The sequence below is a fragment of the Bacillus sp. B4EP4a genome (genome assembly GCF_006680105.1).
GTDB classification, from domain to species: Bacteria; Bacillota; Bacilli; order Bacillales; family DSM-1321; genus Peribacillus; species Peribacillus simplex_E.
Genome location: NZ_VHIK01000033.1, coordinates 16,499 through 34,043, shown reverse-complemented (window position 1 = coordinate 34,043; position 17,545 = coordinate 16,499). Strand labels below are relative to the sequence as shown.

The window sequence follows — 17,545 nt, the reverse complement described above, 5'->3', positions numbered from 1 at the left end:
CCTAATTGAGAAGACAGCATAACATCCTTATGCTGCCTTCCTTTTGTGATGAATTCCTACTTCACGGTTACGTCATCAAGCATTAAATAATTTGCCGGATTCAGCCAAAGTCCTTTAACCGTTTCGCCATATACGGCCAGGTGTTCATAGTTACGGATAGGAACATATGGAACTTCTTCCCTTTCAATTGCTTGTGCCTTGGAATATAGTTCCTTACGTTTATCGCCATCCGATTCTTTACGTGCATTTTCAATCAATTTATCCACTTCCGGGTTGCTGTAGAATGAACTATTTCCCGCAGCGCCTTGGGATTTGCTATTGAAAAGATTGAATTGATTATAATCTCCATCCCCGGTGGCATTGCCCCAGCCGCCTATCGCTACCTGGTGCTCGCCCTTGGCTGTCGCGTCAATGTAAGCCCCATACTCAAGGACTTGAATCTTGACCTTGATTCCAATTCCTTTTAACTGGGATTGAATCACCTCGGCCATATTGATCCTTTCCTTACGATCACTCGTCGTCAGTGTAAACTCCAAACCATCCTTGACCCCCGCTTCAGTCAAGAGCTTCTTCGATTCATTAATATCGTAGTCGTAGCCTTTTATATCCGGATCATAACCAAACACCTTTGGGCTCATTGTTGAATTTGCCCTCGTACCGACGTCGTTATAAACCCCTTTGATAATGGAATCGACCTCGATGGCATGAGCGACCGCCTTACGGACCCGTACATCATCAAAAGGTTTTTTCTTAACATTGAAGCTTAAGTATTCAACTGCAAGTCCCTCCGTGCGATATAAATCCATCGTGCCCGACGCTTCGATCCTATCAATCTCGGTAACTGGCACTTGATCTGTCACATGTGCTTCACCCGTTTCAATCATCGCAATCCTCGTGGCATCTTCAGGGACAACCTTGAATACCACCCCATCGATCTTAGGCTTATCTCCCCAGTAATCCTTGTTTTTCGAAAGTGTGATTTCTTCACCAGGCTTCCACGATTTAAAAACGAATGGCCCTGTACCAACGGGGTTTTGTGCCAATTTGTCACTATTTTCCTTAATCGCTTTAGGGCTGATGATGCTTCCTTCATTACTCACTAAAATCGATAACAGCGGAGCATAAGGATATTTCAACTTGAATTGTACGGTCGTTTCGTCAACGGCTTTAATTTCTTTGATCATTTCCAATTTACCAGCCTGCGGCGAAGCTGTTGCCGGGTCCAGTATCCTGTCGAAATTTGTTTTCACCGCTTCGGCATTGAATGGGGCCCCATCATGGAATTTGACTCCCTCCTGCAATTTAAACTCCCAAGTGACATCATCCAGCTGTTTCCACTCTTTTGCGAGCAGCGGTTTAGGATTCATGTTTTTGTCAGGAATGACCAATGTTTGATAAACCTTTTCATAAATGACGTTTGCAGATGGAATGTCTGTTATGAAATGAGGGTCCAACGTGGTCGCGTCAGATAATCGCGCGACGATCAGCGTTCCTCCTTCTTTCGCTTTTTCCTCTGTTTCCTTGCTGCCGGTTTGTTCTGTTGCACATCCTGATAAAACGGATGAGATGCCTAATAAAGAGGCAAAAAGCAACCCAATCATACCTTTTCTCATTCTATTTCCTCCCTTTTCATCCTCCCTTTGTTTCTCCAAGTAACTTTCAGCTATGAGTACATCGGGCTTACTGTAAATTATAAAAAAAAATGAAATTTTATATTTTCAGAATCTTTACTCATTTTTTAATTATCTTTACTGCTTTTCCGCATCATATTTACTTCAATTCCTTTTTTGAATAAATTGAATGAAAGAAAAGGAGGAAGTCCAATGAAGCCAGAGGTCGTAATCAATAATACCGAATTGAATGTAAACGAAAGAAAATCTCCGAAACTAAGACACTGGAAAGCCTTTTATAAAAAGTTCAAGCGAAATAAATTGGCATTGATAGGCGGGTACATCGTACTTTTTTATATTTTATTGGCTATCTTTGCACCTTTGATCTCACCGCAGGATCCCTATGAAATTGATTTAGTCAACAAACTCCAGCCTCCGTCAGCCGAACATTGGATGGGTACGGATGATAAGGGAAGGGATATTTTAAGCAGATTATTATATGGGACAAGGCTTTCATTAACGGTCGGGTTTGTCTCTGTATTCTTCGGGGCGTTCATTGGCATACTCCTCGGGTTAACAGCTGGTTATTACGGAAGATGGATCGATACCGTCATTATGAGGATTGTCGATGTTCTGCTGGCTTTCCCGGGAATATTGCTTGCTCTTGCCATCATCAGTGCCCTTGGTCCAAGTTTAATCAATGTAATGGTAGCGGTCGGCGTCTTTTCCATACCGATGTTTGCCCGGATTGTACGCGGTTCCACATTGTCAGTCAGGAAGCTGGAATATATCGATGCCATTCGTGCATTGGGAGCCACTGATTTCACAATCATATGCAAGCATATTTTTCCGAATATTCTATCGCCTGTCATCGTTCAAGCCACATTACGTCTGGCAACGGCCATTCTGTCGGCAGCCGGATTATCATTTCTCGGACTGGGAGCCCAGCCGCCCTCGCCAGAATGGGGAGCGATGCTGAGCAGCGGTCGGGATTATTTGTTCAGCGCCCCCCACATCGCTTTGTTTCCGGGGATAGCGATATCAACACTGGTACTTGGTTTCAACATCTTCGGGGATGGACTTAGAGATGCCCTGGATCCAAGAATGAAAAAATAAGGAGGAGAGAAAATGTTCGTATTTATTATCCGACGGGTACTTCAAACCATACCGGTTTTACTGGGAGTAAGTCTTGTTGTTTTCCTCATCATGCAAATGGTACCTGGAGATCCGGCAACACTGCTTGCAGGTGAAGGAGCAACTAAAGAAACGATTGAATCGCTGCGGCATGAGCTTGGCTTGGATCGTCCAATCCTCTATCAGTACGTCGACTATATCCTTCATGCCGTTCAAGGTGACTTCGGGGAATCACTCCGCAGCAGCCGCCCAGTTTTGGACGAAATCATGGTCCGTTTGCCCATCACCCTTGAACTTGCACTTGCCAGCATTTTCATAACCGTCGTGCTTGGAATGATCGCAGGAATCATCTCGGCTACCAAGCAATACTCGGCAGCTGACATTTCCATCATGATCGTTGCTTTACTGGGAATCTCGTTACCTAGTTTTTGGTTGGGCCTCATGCTTATCTACTTCTTTTCCGTGAACCTTCATTTGTTTCCGGTTTCAGGTTGGGGAACTTTCAGGCACATGATACTCCCAGCCATAACCCTTGGGGCCGGAGGGGCGGCCATTGTAGCCAGGATGACCAGGTCGAGCATGCTTGAAGTCGTTCGCCAGGACTACATCCGGACCGCAAGAGCCAAGGGATTAAAAGAATATATCATCATTTATAAACATGGCCTGAAAAATGCGCTAATCCCCGTCATTACAGTCGTTGGCCTCCAGTTCGGTGCACTCCTTGGCGGCACCGTATTGACAGAGTCCGTTTTTGCCATCAATGGACTTGGGAGATTGATAGTCGATGCAATCAGAACGAGGGATTTGCCGATGGTCCAAGGCGGGGTCCTCATCGCTTCCGTTATCTTCGTATTCATGAATTTAGCAGTGGATGTCCTCTATCGATACTTTAACAAAAGAATAGACTTGAACTAAGGAGGTATGATGATGAAACAGGTTGATGATAAAATTCTGGAGGTAAAAAATCTGCAGACCCACTTTTTCACTGACGAAGGAACGAGTAAAGCAGTCAACGGAATCAGTTTCTCCCTTAATAAAGGGGAAACGCTTGGAATCGTCGGGGAGTCGGGAAGCGGGAAAAGCATAACATCACTATCGTTATTAAGGCTCATTCCATCGCCACCCGGCAAGATTGCCGGTGGCAGCATCCTTTTTAAAGGGGAGGATTTGCTTACGAAGTCTGAAAAACAGATGCGTTCCATACGCGGAAATGAAATTTCGATGATATTTCAGGAGCCGATGACATCATTGAATCCCGTATATCCAGCGGGCGAACAAATTGCAGAAGCGATCCGGCTCCATCAAAAGCTGGGAAAGAAGGAAGCATGGAATAAAGCGGTCGACATGCTTCGGCTCGTCGGCATCCCCTCACCCGAAAAAAGGGCAAAACAGGAGCCGCATGAGCTAAGCGGCGGAATGAGGCAAAGGGTCATGATTGCCATGGCACTTGCCTGCCACCCTGAGGTTTTAATAGCGGATGAACCTACAACAGCACTTGATGTGACGATCCAGGCTCAAATCCTCGAACTGATCAAGACGCTGCAAAAGGATTTCGGGACGGCTGTCATTTTGATCACTCATGATTTGGGTGTCGTATACGAAACCTGTGACCGGGTTGCCGTCATGTACGCAGGAAAAATCGTCGAATACACTTTGGCCAAGGAAATATTCACAAACCCAAAACATCCATACACCATTGGCTTATTGAACTCCCTTCCGCGTCTGGACATGGACCAGGAAGAACTGACTACAATCCCCGGGACCGTTCCAAGTCCTTACAACATGCCCAAGGGCTGTAGCTTCGCTCCCCGCTGCGCACATGCGAGGGGCATTTGTGAACAGGCCGTACCGGATCTCCAGGCTATCGGCCCAAGCACCGAGGTCAGCTGTTGGATGTTCACCCCCCAATGGGAGAAGGAATATGACGCTCAAGAGAAGGTGGGAATTTAATGATGGGTGTACCAGCTGCAGAGAAAAAGGTTCTGCTTAAAGTGGATCAATTGAAACAATATTTTCCGATCAAGGGCGGGTTTTTCGGAAGAACCATCAATCATGTTAAAGCCGTTGATGATATTACCTTCGATATCCATCAGGGCGAGACCTTAAGCATAGTCGGCGAATCCGGCTGCGGAAAATCGACTACCGGAAGGGCCATCCTTCGTTTGGATGAACCAACAAGCGGGAGCATTCACTTTCAGGATAAGGATTTACTGAGTTTAGGAAAAAAAGAAATGAGGCGTACCAGGAAGGATCTGCAAGTCATTTTTCAAGATCCATTTGCCTCCCTTAATCCGAGACAGACGATCGGCCAAATTCTCGGAGAAGCTTTGGCCATCCAAAATGTAGTACCTAAAGAAAACCGAAAGAGCCGGATTGAAGAATTATTGGGACATGTCGGGCTGAGACCGGAATCCATGGAAAGATACCCGCATGAATTCAGCGGCGGCCAGAGACAGCGGATCGGCATTGCGCGGGCTCTGGCAGTGGACCCAAAATTGATCATATGTGACGAAGCTGTATCTGCACTGGATGTCTCCATTCAAGCGCAAGTGCTGAATTTATTAAAATCCTTACAGCGCCAGTTCGACCTTACCTTTCTTTTCATCTCACATGATTTAGGCGTGGTCAGACATATCTCGGATCGGGTAATGGTCATGTATCTCGGAAAGATAGTCGAAATAGCCGATAAAAAGTCCATTTTCGAACAGCCGCAGCATCCATATACAAGGGCATTGCTATCGGCCATCCCAGTACCGAATCCTGTGCATGAAAGAGAACGGATCCTATTGACGGGTGATGTCCCCTCACCCATCGACCCTCCAAGCGGCTGCCGCTTCCATACACGGTGCCCTTTTGTACAGGATATCTGCAAAACACAGCTGCCTGAACTAAAAAGATCGGCACAAAATCATCAAGTGGCTTGTCACATTGTGTCATAACCTGTAGATTTCCGAAGGGGTCTTTAGTATGATACTAATAAACAGAATAATTCAAGTTATTTAAAAATATAACCAGCAGAGGTTCTCCATGCTAAGTTACGAAGGATTCACATTAATTATCATGCTCTTCATTTTAGCTCCCATCATGGGAGCTATCGCTCTTTTATTTCTATTCATATTCGAGAAAAGGATCGACCTTCTTGAAAATAAAAACAAAGAGATCCGCCTGGAGCAAGCACTGCAAGAAGCACAGTATAATAAATTGAACCAGCAAATCCAGCCACACTTTTTGTTCAATACACTGAACGTCATACTGGGCTTGGCCCGCCTGAACAGGACGGCTGAATTGATACGGGCCTTAGAGGCATTTTCGCAATTCCTGAAATTCAAATATAAAGCATCAGAACCGTTGATCCCCCTTTCCCAGGAAATCCAGTATACCCAGCATTATCTCGACATCCAGACCCTTCGCTTCGGTGATCGGCTCAAGATTGACATGGAGTGCCCAGAACCATTATCAATCGCACTGGTCCCACCCTTCATTCTCCAGACATTGGTGGAGAATTCGTTTAAACACGGTTTGGAAAAAAAAGTGGGTGAAGCCCTGCTGCATATCAGGTTCTATCTGGATTCGCAGATGGTATATCTGGAAGTGGCGGATAATGGATTAATGGGAAATGAATCTTCCGTTACGGACGAAGGCGGCCATGGCCTGGATAATATCCAAAAACGTTTATATTTGTATTTTAATGACCGTGCACAATTGAATATAGTTTCTAATGAATCGGGAACTAAGGTAAAGGTATCATGGCCACTGGTTTTTGATAAGAAATTGGAGGAGGCGGAGCCGGAATGAATGTATTATTAGTTGATGACGAACCATTGGTCCTTGAACAAATGGAATATATGATTCAGTCCATCTACCCTTTTTGGAAGTTTTACAAAGCTGCTGATGCCTGTCAGGCACTGACCCTCAACCAAAATCATAAAATCAACCTCGCTTTCCTGGATATTAATCTACCGGGGCGATCTGGTCTTGAATTTGGTGAAGACCTAAGGGCACTGAACAAAGAAGTCGAAATCATAATGGTGACCGCGCATCAAAGTTTCGATTATGCCCAGCAATCCATCAGGATAGGCGTTGTTGATTATTTAACGAAACCCGTAATAGAAAGTGATTTGCATAAAGTCCTGGCCAAGTATGACAAAAGGGAATCTTCTCATAACTATTCAACCCTTATTCACCATTCGCTTTCATTCATTCATGAAAATTATGCCGAAAAACTCTCCCTTTCGGACATCGCTCGTGAAGTGCATACCAATCCGACTTATTTAAGCAGGAAATTCCATGAAGAAGTCGGCACTTCCTTTTCGGAATATTTAATGCACTATAGAATAAAGGCCGCTAAAAGGGCCTTAACCAATAACACCAGCTGGAGCATATCAGACGTCGCTGAAAACTCGGGTTTCAATAGCCAGCATTATTTCAGCACTTTATTCCGGAAAATAGAGGGAATCACGCCCAAGGAGTTCCGCGAGAAAGGAAAATGAACATTGCGATCACGTACATTTCAAGAATACGTACAAGGCCCCATTCAAATCGGGATGGGTTTAGGGATCATCTCCCTCCTGGCACGCTGGGTGACAGGAACCACAATATTATCCTCCCCTGAATCGATGGTGAAGTATGGAGTTTTCGGAGGGATCGGATACGCCCTGATGGGAGCGATCGCCCTGTCCATGTTCAGCTTCATCGGGAAAAGGGTTCGGCAGGATTTCCCCGTGGGGTTGACCATCGGGGACTATTTAAAAGCCCGGCTTCACCCCCTCGGATATTGGATATTGATCGTGATTCTGGTCATAACCAGTTTACACATCTTATTCATTCAGGGAATGGCCGCGTCCACCCTATGTCAGTTTCTTTTCGATACCCCGCTCTATGTCGGATTGTTCTTTTTTTTCGGTTTTTGTGTCCTTTATGCTGGATTCGGCGGGTTAAAGCTCATTCATGGATTCGCCGCTTTTCAAGTCATCTTCATGTTTGCCGCGGTAATCTTGATTCCTTTATACTTTTTCGTCAAGGAAGGGATTCAGCCTGTTTATGATGGGATTCGTTTATACCATCCATACATGCTCGTAATCAATAAGTATGATCTATGGAGTTTTCTTTTAGCAGGACTTCTTGTCGGGTTCGGCCAGTTTTTCTTTGACCTGACATCATGGCAGCGATTATTCATGATGGAAATGAAAAAGGTTCCCTTAACATTCTCTTTATCCGGCCTTATCTGGATCATATTCCCGCTCTCCTTTTCATCCCTGTTCATTATGGTTATCTTTACGGGCGGCTTCACTGATATACACTCGATCCTTGCTGGATTGGCAAACAAAATAACGACACCATTCTTTTTCATCCTTTTTGTGCTCTGCGCTTTCAGTGCAATCACCTCAACATTCGGTGCCTGCCTGCATTCATTGGTAAGCCTGATCGTAGCCAATATTCTTGAACCACTAAAAACAAAAAAAAGCGACCAGCAAAAAATAAGGATGGCCTGCCTGCTTTCAATCTGTATCGGAGGATTGGTTTTCGTTGCTACACTCTTCTATTCCCCAAACCTATTAGAGCTCTTATTTTATTCAGGCAATATATATTCGGCATTGCTGGCCCCAATACTGGTTATCGTATTCAGCAAAGGGAAAGTCGCTGATTACATACCGATAAGCGCGGTCCTGGCCATTTTGGCTTCATACATCATCCGGCCTTATGTAAGTGAATTCCAAAGCATATGGTTTAGCGGATTGGCTTCATTGACGATCATGGTGATTTGTATGATCCTTACCCTCATCAAGAACAAATGGAGGTCCGTGAAAACAAAACGGGATTGATTAAGAAGGCGGATGGCAAAGTGGTTACATAACAAACTATGTAATCACCTCTGCGTGTATTTGGCTCCGCAGGTCTTGAGAGAATTCAATATCACACAAATAAAAAAAGCCTAATCTTTATAGATCAAGACAGTTTGTAGAAAAAAGCTAAGTTAATTGAACGGAAGGTGCGAGACTCCTGCTTAGAAAAGCGCGTCCAAGGGAGACCCCGCAGGCGCAAGAAGCGCCGAGGAGGCTCCCGGACCGCCCGCGGAAAGCGAGTGCCCCTACCTTCCAATCAACGTACAAATTGTACAAGCCATTACTGGGGATCTTAAAGGATCTTATCCTGAATCCGAAATTATTACCATGAATTTAATACAAGACTAGATTATCCTTAATGTTTTTTTTGCTGTAATCCTTATTGGATTGAAGAAATTTGCGACACTCCTGCCGAATTACTGGCTAGCCGAGACCCCACAGCCGCTTGCTTTGATGCGGCTTGGCAGACAGTCGGCGGAAAGGGAGCGGATTTCTGAAATCAACTGAAACTTTTTTTAAATAAAAAAACTGTAGGCAAAATCAATTATTATCTAGTTTGTTTACATCTGAAATCCCTCTATTAATCTCGGAATAACTTAGCTTGCCACCTTTCTGAAATACCGATAAACCTTTTCCAGCTTTTGAGTCTGTTTCCCCTTTGGGCTTTCCATATTACCGAATTCGAAAAACTTCACTTTTTTGATTCCGACAAAATTGAATAACGCTCTTTTCATCAAGATTTTATGCGCATCATTCAACCAGAGAAGTGGATACTTTGCAGGTCCCTTCATAGTGGACACACATACGACCGACTTTCCCTTTAGAAGACCCTCTGGGAACAAGCCCTTTTTATCCCTGTAAGCAAAATTCGCAGAAAATAATTGATCAATGTATCCCATCAGCATTGCCGGAGGCCTCCCCCACCAGATTGGATAGACAAAGACAATCTTGTCGGCCCAGGTAATTTGATTTCTATATTTTTCAAGCTGAGGATCACGATGCATATCACGCCTTCGTTTATGCTCATTGAACTCCAAGAGCGGATTAAAGCCCTCTTCATATAGATCCAAGACCTGCAGTCCCTTTATGTTGGGGTTCTCGTTACTGCCTTTGATGACTTTTTCTAAAAAAGCATGGCTTAAGCTTTCATGATTTGGATATGTGTAGATGACCAGCACGTTCATGACGTCCCCCCCCCTATTTACTTATCAATTGATAACAATAATATAACAGTACCATTTTTATTGTCAAATGATAATTGTATTTTGATAACTCTTTTGATATCTTCACAAGAGAGGTGAAAGTTATGGACAAAAAAGCTCTTTTTGAAAAAATGGTCACATTTACAACTTCCGTACATCAAGTGACACACGAATTGACCCAAAACGCCAAATCCGATTCCATCACGCCGGTACAATATAAAATTCTTGAATATATAACAGTCAGTCAGCCTGTCACACCAAGTGAAATCAGTGACTGTCAGCACATCTCCATGCCTAACACGAGCCGTGAACTGAAAAAATTAAGCGAAAAGAAGTTAATTGAAAAAATAAGTGATTCGGAAGATAGACGGAAACAATACATCCGCCTCTCCAAAGAGGGGGAAATGATGATGAACGAGGCTTTTGCAATCGTGGAATCCCGTTTCCAAAGCCGGCTGCAACATGCATCAAAGGAAGATTTAGCGGATATTGACCGTGCCCTGGACATTCTTCAAACAAAACTTTTTTACTAAATAAACAAAAACGGCTCCCGAGATTGAAGTTGACAAAGAATCAACTTCAATCTCGGGAGCTCCTTCATAATCTCCATTATAATCAGGTACCGCAAAAGGTCCGGTATGGTTTTGTTGACTCAGGCAGTGCGGCGTATTCAGCTTGTTCCTCGCAGTGTGCATAAGGTTTTGCAAGAACATCCAAAAGCCGTTCCATCACACTGTAGTCCCCTTGTTCCACTGCCGCTTCCAACGCCTCTTCCACCCGGTGGTTCCGTGGGATCACTGCAGGATTGCTGTTCTGCATCAATTGATTCGAAGATTCTTTCGATTCCTTCTGCCTGCCCAGTCTTGCCTGCCAAAGCTCTTGCCACTGAGCGAATTCCGGTGTACCGAAAAGGACCGTGTCCTCCACTTTATCAAAGGTCAAAGCACGGAACGTATTGGTATAGTCGGCACCATGCTTCTTCATCATACTGAGGATGCCATTAATAAGGGCTTCATCCTGAGTCTCTTCGTTGAATATCCCCAGTTTTGCCCTCATTCCCGCTAACCAATTAGAGTGATACAGATCATTAAAAACAGTAATCTTATCTTGTGCCAGTGTTACGGCCTGATCTTGGTCATCGTGCAACAGCGGCAATAGGGACTCAGCGAATCGTGCAAGATTCCATCCCCCAATAACCGGCTGGTTGCCATAGGCATAGCGGCCTTGTCTATCAATTGAACTGAATACCGTTGCAGGATCATAGGCATCCATGAAGGCGCAAGGGCCATAATCGATGGTTTCCCCGCTAATCGTCATGTTGTCGGTGTTCATCACCCCATGAATGAAGCCAACCAGCTGCCATTGGGCGATAAGCTCAGCCTGACGCTTGACCACTTCCTGCAGCAGCGAGAGATAACGGCTTTCATCGGCTTCAATGTCTGGAAAATGACGCTTAATGGCATAGTCGGCAAGTGTCCGGAGTTCCTCGAGCGTGCCCCATTTTGCAGCGAATTGAAAGGTTCCGACACGAAGATGACTCGAAGCCACACGGGTCATGATGGCACCAGGCAGCCCGGTTTCACGGATTACCGTTTCACCGGTCGTCACCACTGCCAGACTTCGGGTGGTAGGAATGCCGAGCCCGTGCATCGCTTCGCTGATGATGTATTCGCGCAGCATCGGTCCAAGTGCAGCCCGGCCATCGCCCCCGCGGGAGTATGGCGTTCTTCCTGGACCCTTCAGCTGGATATCGACCCTCTCGCCTTCTGGCAAGACCTGCTCGCCAAGCAATATCGCCCGGCCGTCCCCTAACATGTTAAAATGACCGAATTGATGCCCAGCATATGCTTGTGCAAGAGGCGAAGCACCTTCGGGAATCTCGTTTCCGGCAAACACCGCCACACCATCTTCGCTTTGAAGCTTTTGAACGTTCAAACCAAGAGAATCCGCCAAAGGTTCATTCAGAATGATCAACTCCGGTGAACGTACAGGAGTCGGGTTCGTGCTTGTGAAAAACTTTTCCGGAAGACGCGCATAGCTATTGTCTAAATTCCATCCTGTTTCATTAGTCATGGTTTCTCCTTTTCTTATTTTGACTTTTGTATAAATGTTCTTTCTCTCAAGATTCATATTAAAACACGTAATAAAACTCAGTTGCAGTCCATATTAATGTCTACTTCTGCCAATTAATTATACCGTTTCTGTTTAAAAATGGCTCTTTTAAAGTCATGTAAAATCATTGGTGCCTTCCGGGATTTCATAAAACGATTGTGTAAAGCGCCAATAACCTCCCTGTCCCTTAGAAATAAAGAAAGCAGGTACCCTTACTGGGTTCCTGCTTAAGAATATCTTAGTCGATTCCCGTTTAAAATTGTGATACGGCTCAGCGTGATTATATGGATGAAACCCTCATTGGATGGAAGTGGATGGTCCATGCGTAGTTCATATGGACTTTCGTCCAGGTAACATATTAGTTCTTAATGAATCAAAGATATCTGGGCTTATTGATTTTGAAAGTGCGCATGGAGGTCCATCTGAAATAGACTTCACAAAGATAAAGCAATATGTATGGGACGTGTACCCAGAGACTAAAGAGGAATTTATATTGGGATACAAAAGCATCCGGACCTTGCCAAATTTAGAAACTTTTCTACCTTTTTATTCCTTTTACCACGCATTTAGTGGAGTAGCTTGGTGCAAAAAACGTGGTATTGAAAAGAACAAAGAATTCCTTGCCGAAAATATACAAACATTGATAAATATTGTTGGATGATATGTGCTCCTAGTTTTGCAATGGTTTACTTAAATGTAATTTCATTTTTTGTTCCAAATATTGTCTTAGCGTATATTTTTGTTAAAATGTTGGCTGTACCCCATGATAAGCTAAATCCGGAAATGGATACAATCCTAAAAGTTGAAAAGGATAACCTTAAAAACTTGGCACGAAGGCAAAAACGCTGACGTTGGTTACTTTAAAACTTTGGATCCACACTGTTCACTAATCTATATCCGAATGCCTTGGTACCAGGAATTAATTTTTTGTCTCCATTGATTTATTACCTTGATTGCATCAAAGTATAAATAAACTTATTATTTCGACTCCCAGGTAAAAGTAACAGCACTTTTAGGAGGAAGAGTATAAGTAAAGAATGCCCCTCCATCATTCACTTGAAATTCTTGATCTTTTTCACTTGGATTTGAGGCTATTAAAACGTTAGAGTGATCAGGGTTTTGATAGGCTACGGTTTCAATTGTTCTCAGGTATGTGGTGGAGGCAATCCGAACGGCATCAGACCCAACAAATTTACTGGCGTGTCCAATGGCGTAGTATTCTACATTCTTCTTAACTTCACCGGTTGCTTGATTAATCGTTACAACCCCACGGCAGTTCTCGCAGCCGCCATTTGTGGGCCCTCCATTTTCGTCGAGTGCGATATTCCACATCAATACGTTTTTTGCCCAATTCCGAGGGGCGCCAATGATAATATTGGACATTTGCCAGCTTAAATTATCCCCAAAGTCTTCGCTCCATTCCCCGCTGCTACATTCGGTAAAATAAATATTTTTATCAGGAAAATTTGTATGGACTTGGGTCATTGCAGCCGGAGTACCTTCATAACAGTGAAACGCAGTACCATCTGTATATTTTTTTGCGTCCTCATTTTGAAACAAAGCTGTAGTATAATCTAAAGCCCCCTCCCAATTATGATCATAGGAGATGATTTTCGTTTCGATACCGTTCGACTCAAATACTGGACCTAAATAATGTCCAATGAATTTCGCCTGTTCTTCTGCACTCATGCTCATCGTCGGATAATTGGGTGAAGTAAATTCAGGCTCATTTTGAATGGTAATGCTATCAATAGGAATCCCTTTTTGTTCGTAGGCCTGTACATAACGAACAAAATAATTAGCATAGGCTCTATATATTTCCTCATTGGTATAGTCTAAGTACCAGCCATTGAATATTTTTACACCATATTTCATCCAGGGTGGGGCTGTCCATGGAGATCCAACAATCTTAATATCTCTTTTCTTTGCCAGGACAGCCTGAAAGGTAGTAATTACATCTTGATCTTTTTCGATGGAAAAATGGTTTAGTTCCAAATCCAGCTCACCATTTGTATCATTATATGTGTAGCTGCTTGGATTCCCATTCTCATCTACAGAAAAATCAGAAGCCCCAATGGTATGCCGAATATAGTTGATATTAATTCCGTTAGAGGTGAATAAGTCATTTAATAAATATTCCCGCTTCGATTCATCCATTTTTTTATGAATCAAATAGGCAGAAGAACCAGTAATGGCTGCTCCAAAACCGTCCATTGTTTGATAAGTTGTATTACGATCAATTGTTATAGTTTGCACATTTGTTTTTTCCTTGTCTGAAAAAAGAATAGGGGATTTACTAGTTAACAAGTTCTTTTGATCACCAGTCGTAAGCCAAACAGAAACTTCTTTTTCCTGCGAAATTTCTTCCCTTTCAAGATAAGAATTGAATCGACTAATAAACATTATAAATAACACCAGGAGAAGGAGGATTAAGGTCGTTCTTTTCCGATAGGATTTCATTTTCTCACCTCATCTGAAAAAAATTCCCCACATGAACGTAAATTCATTGTGGGGAAAAGGATTATCTTCTAGATAGACTGTCCCTCTTACTTGCGTTAATACGTTTGTTTTTGTTTGCTTTATTCGTGTTTGCTTTTGCTAGATTATTTTTATCTGAATTTGCATTGCTCACTTGATTAAAATTCTTACTGTTATCATTGGAAACAGTAATACTACCTTCTAAGCGAATATCAGCAGAAGAACTACCAACGTAAATAGGTACTTGACCCGAAGGCATTACCCATTCATTTTTCTCTTCATCATAATAAGCGAAGGCTTTTGCATCGAGTTTAATAGTTACTCTTTCTTGTTTACCAGGCTTTAATTCTACCTTCTGGAAGCCTGCTAATTGTTTTGGCGCAGTCTCTACGTCTGTTGGCAGTTTGCCAGTATACACTTGTACAACCTCTGATCCGGTTACATCGCCTGTATTACGTAAGTTTAATGATACTTTAAAGGTAGGTTCTTCTGAGTCTTTTGAAGAGGTTACCTTTGTTTTTAAATTCTTGTAGCCAAATTCTGTATAAGATAAACCATGTCCAAAGGAGAAGGCTGGCTTTATCCCAGCTTTTTCAAAGCCACGATACCCTACAAAAATACCTTCCGTGTATTTTGACACTTCGTCGATACCAGGGTATTGTTCTTCCGATGATACTGGTGTTGAATCTTCATCGACTGGGAAAGTAACAGGTAATTTACCTGATGGATTTACATCTCCAAATAATACGTCAGCAATAGCATTCCCCTGTTCTTGTCCGGGATACCAAGCTTGTACAATAGAAGCAACATTATCTTTCCAAGCTCCCATTTCAATAGCAATACCACTTTCATTTACAACAACCACATTCTTATTCACTTTTGCAACTTCTTTGATAAGTTGTTCTTGGTTATTTGTTAATTCCATATCGGAACGATCTACATAACCTTCACTATCAAACGTTCTTGTTACTATAACAGCTACATCTGATTTTTTCGCCAGCTCAACTGCATTAGCAATATTATCATCTACAACATCGTCAGCAGCTTCCCAGCCGAAACGTAATTGACCGCCATCATCATTTCTAGAAGCATTTGGATAATCTGTTTTATATTCAATCTTAACATCATAGTTTTTATCTGCTTCTAATGTTACAGTTTTCTCTTCAGTGCCTAGTTCTTCTCCAGCATTATCTATAACAAGATTGCCATCAATATATACTTTACTAGAACCATAGCTAGTGGTAGAAAGTTTGTACTCACCAGATTTTGGTACGTTGATTACTCCTGTATAGCTTGCCGACATCATGCCATTTAAATTTGTAGGAAGTTTATCTAATTTAGAAGATTGAGCATTAAAGCCTTCGAAATTATAAAATCCTAGATTTAAGTTAACTTGTTTTGTTGTATGTTCAAAGACCGGGTCGCCTTCCATATTTTTATTCGACCAGTATTCTGCTTTTAATCCATTCTCTATTGCATCAGCTGATGGCTTTAGGAATGCAGATGGTACAGGATTTGGTCCTGGAAGAATATCTCCCGCACTAATTGGATCTGTTCCAGCCGCATATTCTACTTTTACATTTTTCCCTGCACGGTTTTTAATCCCTTCAAGTGGGCTTACAGTATAAGTAGGATTCACAAGAGAACTACCCCCACCCGCAGCAGAAGCAGTATCTGCATCCGGTCCGATTACAGCAATTGAATCTAGTTTTTCCGTATTTAACGGTAAGACATCTTTTTTATTTTGAAGTAAAACCATTGCTTCTGCAGCGATTTGTCGAGCAATTGCACCATGTGCTTTTGCGTCAATTTCATTATTTTGCACAGGGTTATCAAATAAACCTTTATCAAACATTTGATATAAAATGCGATACGTACTTTGGTTTATTGTTTCTTCACTTACCTTTCCGTTCTTCACTGCTTGTACTAAGTGATCGCCCCAGAAACCATTAGGGTCTCCAGGCGTTTCAAGATCCAACCCAGCATTAATTGATTCTGAAGTACTTACGTTTGCCCCGTAATCACTCATGACAAAGCCAGCAAAATTTAGATTTCCTCTCAATAGTTTCGTTAGGATATCTTCATTTTCACAAGCATACATACTATTTACTTGGTTAAAGGAACACATCACACTACCTAAATCTGCATCTTTTATCACACTTGCGAAAGGTCTTGCATATATTTCGTTTATTGCTCTCTCACTTGCTTGTGAATCACTTGTGAAGCGATCTTTTTCTTGATTGTTTAATAGATAATGCTTCGCTGTAACTAATACATTGTTGTTTTGAACCGCATTCACATAATTTGTAGCCATTTGTGATTGTAAGTATGGATCTTCTCCTAAGGATTCAAAGTTCCTTCCTCCAAAAGCATTTCTAGCAATATCTAATCCAGGTCCTAACAATACATTGTGTGTTGTATTAAATGCTTCATTCCCAAGTAATTCCCCATATTTTTTAGCCGTTTCCGTATTCCAGGTTGCAGCTAATCCAATCGCAGCAGGCAAAGCAGTCGATTGTTTATTCTGCACATCCGGATTTGCAATCCGGACCCCGACAGGCCCATCTGCCATTGTTAACGCGGGAATCCCATATTTCTCTTCTCCCTTATTATAAAAGCCATAATAATTGTTCAAATTACCGGTGATAAAATGTACTTTATCCTCCAGTGTCATTGTATCCACCAACAAATTAGTTCTTTCTTCAGCAGAAAGTTCCTTGTTCATCCACGGAAACGAATTTGCCTCAGCAGATGTCGTCAGTGGAATAGTTACCATACTAAGAACTAAAGTAAAAATAAGGCTTAGTACGGTAAGTTTCCGTTTCCCATCTAATAAACCAACCATTTTTCCAGCTCCTCTTTCAAAATTATTATTGCCTTCTAAATGTTACAGAACAATATTTAATATATATGGTATAATTAGTAGGTATTTGGTATAATTTCAAGGTGTCGAAGGAAACAGGTGAAAATGCCTAACTTTGCTTCATAATCCTTATTATTTGTTAAAACTGGACTTTGGTGAAATGAAAGGGTTTTATATTAAAGGTTAGTAAGTTGAAAATTATACAGATTTTTAAAAAAACGGGTCAAAATAATCATTCGAAGAATTTAGAAAGAGTATTATTTCCGACTTATTGGCGCGGAAAAAGTAGAGTTCTATAAATCA

General features: G+C 42.4%; 14 protein-coding genes. 9 read left to right on the top strand and 5 right to left on the bottom strand.

The features are described 5' to 3' along the window. Positions 1–56 precede the first annotated feature (56 nt). Positions 57–1,613: a glutathione ABC transporter substrate-binding protein gene (locus FNK51_RS17065; RefSeq protein ID WP_141994080.1), complete on the bottom strand. Its 1,557-nt coding sequence runs from the start codon at positions 1,611–1,613 to the stop codon at positions 57–59. A 210-nt stretch (positions 1,614–1,823) separates the two neighbouring features. Here FNK51_RS17065 and nikC point away from each other — a divergent pair, with 210 nt between their 5' ends. The 7 genes from nikC to FNK51_RS17030 all read left to right on the top strand — a co-directional run bounded on the left by nikC (position 1,824) and on the right by FNK51_RS17030 (position 8,566). Beyond that, positions 1,824–2,726: a nickel transporter permease gene (nikC, locus tag FNK51_RS17060; RefSeq protein WP_141994079.1), complete on the top strand. Its 903-nt coding sequence runs from the start codon at positions 1,824–1,826 to the stop codon at positions 2,724–2,726. A 12-nt stretch (positions 2,727–2,738) separates the two neighbouring features. Next, positions 2,739–3,659, top strand: coding sequence for a nickel ABC transporter permease (gene nikB / locus FNK51_RS17055; RefSeq protein WP_141994078.1), 921 nt, complete (start codon positions 2,739–2,741; stop codon positions 3,657–3,659). A gap of 12 nt (positions 3,660–3,671) precedes the next feature. Beyond that, on the top strand, positions 3,672–4,694 hold the full coding sequence (locus FNK51_RS17050; RefSeq protein WP_141994077.1) for an ABC transporter ATP-binding protein: 1,023 nt from the start codon (positions 3,672–3,674) through the stop codon (positions 4,692–4,694). After that, the gene (locus FNK51_RS17045) at positions 4,694–5,683 is read left to right on the top strand and encodes an ABC transporter ATP-binding protein (protein WP_283932160.1); all 990 of its coding nucleotides are present in this window, start codon (positions 4,694–4,696) and stop codon (positions 5,681–5,683) included. The genes FNK51_RS17050 and FNK51_RS17045 overlap by 1 nt, the downstream gene beginning before the upstream one ends. 88 nt (positions 5,684–5,771) lie before the next feature. Beyond that, positions 5,772–6,539 carry a sensor histidine kinase gene (locus tag FNK51_RS17040; protein ID WP_141994076.1) on the top strand — a complete coding sequence of 256 codons (768 nt, stop codon included), beginning with the start codon at positions 5,772–5,774 and terminating at the stop codon, positions 6,537–6,539. Beyond that, a complete protein-coding gene (locus FNK51_RS17035) occupies positions 6,536–7,234 on the top strand; it encodes a response regulator transcription factor (RefSeq protein ID WP_098373799.1) in 699 nt (232 codons plus the stop codon). The genes FNK51_RS17040 and FNK51_RS17035 overlap by 4 nt, the downstream gene beginning before the upstream one ends. Before the next feature lie 3 nt (positions 7,235–7,237). Further along, positions 7,238–8,566, top strand: a complete 1,329-nt coding sequence (locus tag FNK51_RS17030) for an SLC5/6 family protein (protein WP_141994075.1) — start codon at positions 7,238–7,240, stop codon at positions 8,564–8,566. Between the two features lie 617 nt (positions 8,567–9,183). Here FNK51_RS17030 and FNK51_RS17025 read toward each other — a convergent pair. Further along, positions 9,184–9,771, bottom strand: a complete 588-nt coding sequence (locus FNK51_RS17025; RefSeq protein ID WP_141994074.1) for an NAD(P)H-dependent oxidoreductase — start codon at positions 9,769–9,771, stop codon at positions 9,184–9,186. A gap of 122 nt (positions 9,772–9,893) precedes the next feature. On the opposite strand from FNK51_RS17025, the gene FNK51_RS17020 reads away from it, so the two are divergent. Next, positions 9,894–10,322: a MarR family winged helix-turn-helix transcriptional regulator gene (locus FNK51_RS17020; protein ID WP_141994073.1), complete on the top strand. Its 429-nt coding sequence runs from the start codon at positions 9,894–9,896 to the stop codon at positions 10,320–10,322. A gap of 82 nt (positions 10,323–10,404) precedes the next feature. Here the strand turns inward: FNK51_RS17020 and FNK51_RS17015 are convergent, their stop codons facing one another. Further along, complete coding sequence (locus tag FNK51_RS17015) at positions 10,405–11,862, bottom strand: protein adenylyltransferase SelO (RefSeq protein ID WP_141994072.1); 1,458 nt, start codon at positions 11,860–11,862, stop codon at positions 10,405–10,407. A 343-nt stretch (positions 11,863–12,205) separates the two neighbouring features. On the opposite strand from FNK51_RS17015, the gene FNK51_RS17010 reads away from it, so the two are divergent. Then, complete coding sequence (locus tag FNK51_RS17010; protein ID WP_141994071.1) at positions 12,206–12,562, top strand: phosphotransferase; 357 nt, start codon at positions 12,206–12,208, stop codon at positions 12,560–12,562. 317 nt (positions 12,563–12,879) lie between these two features. Here the strand turns inward: FNK51_RS17010 and FNK51_RS17005 are convergent, their stop codons facing one another. Then, positions 12,880–14,304, bottom strand: coding sequence for a glycoside hydrolase family 30 protein (locus FNK51_RS17005; protein WP_286178750.1), 1,425 nt, complete (start codon positions 14,302–14,304; stop codon positions 12,880–12,882). Positions 14,305–14,422: 118 nt separating this feature from the next. Continuing rightward, positions 14,423–17,224, bottom strand: a complete 2,802-nt coding sequence (locus FNK51_RS17000; RefSeq protein WP_141994069.1) for a beta-glucosidase — start codon at positions 17,222–17,224, stop codon at positions 14,423–14,425. Between the last annotated feature and the right edge of the window lie 321 nt (positions 17,225–17,545).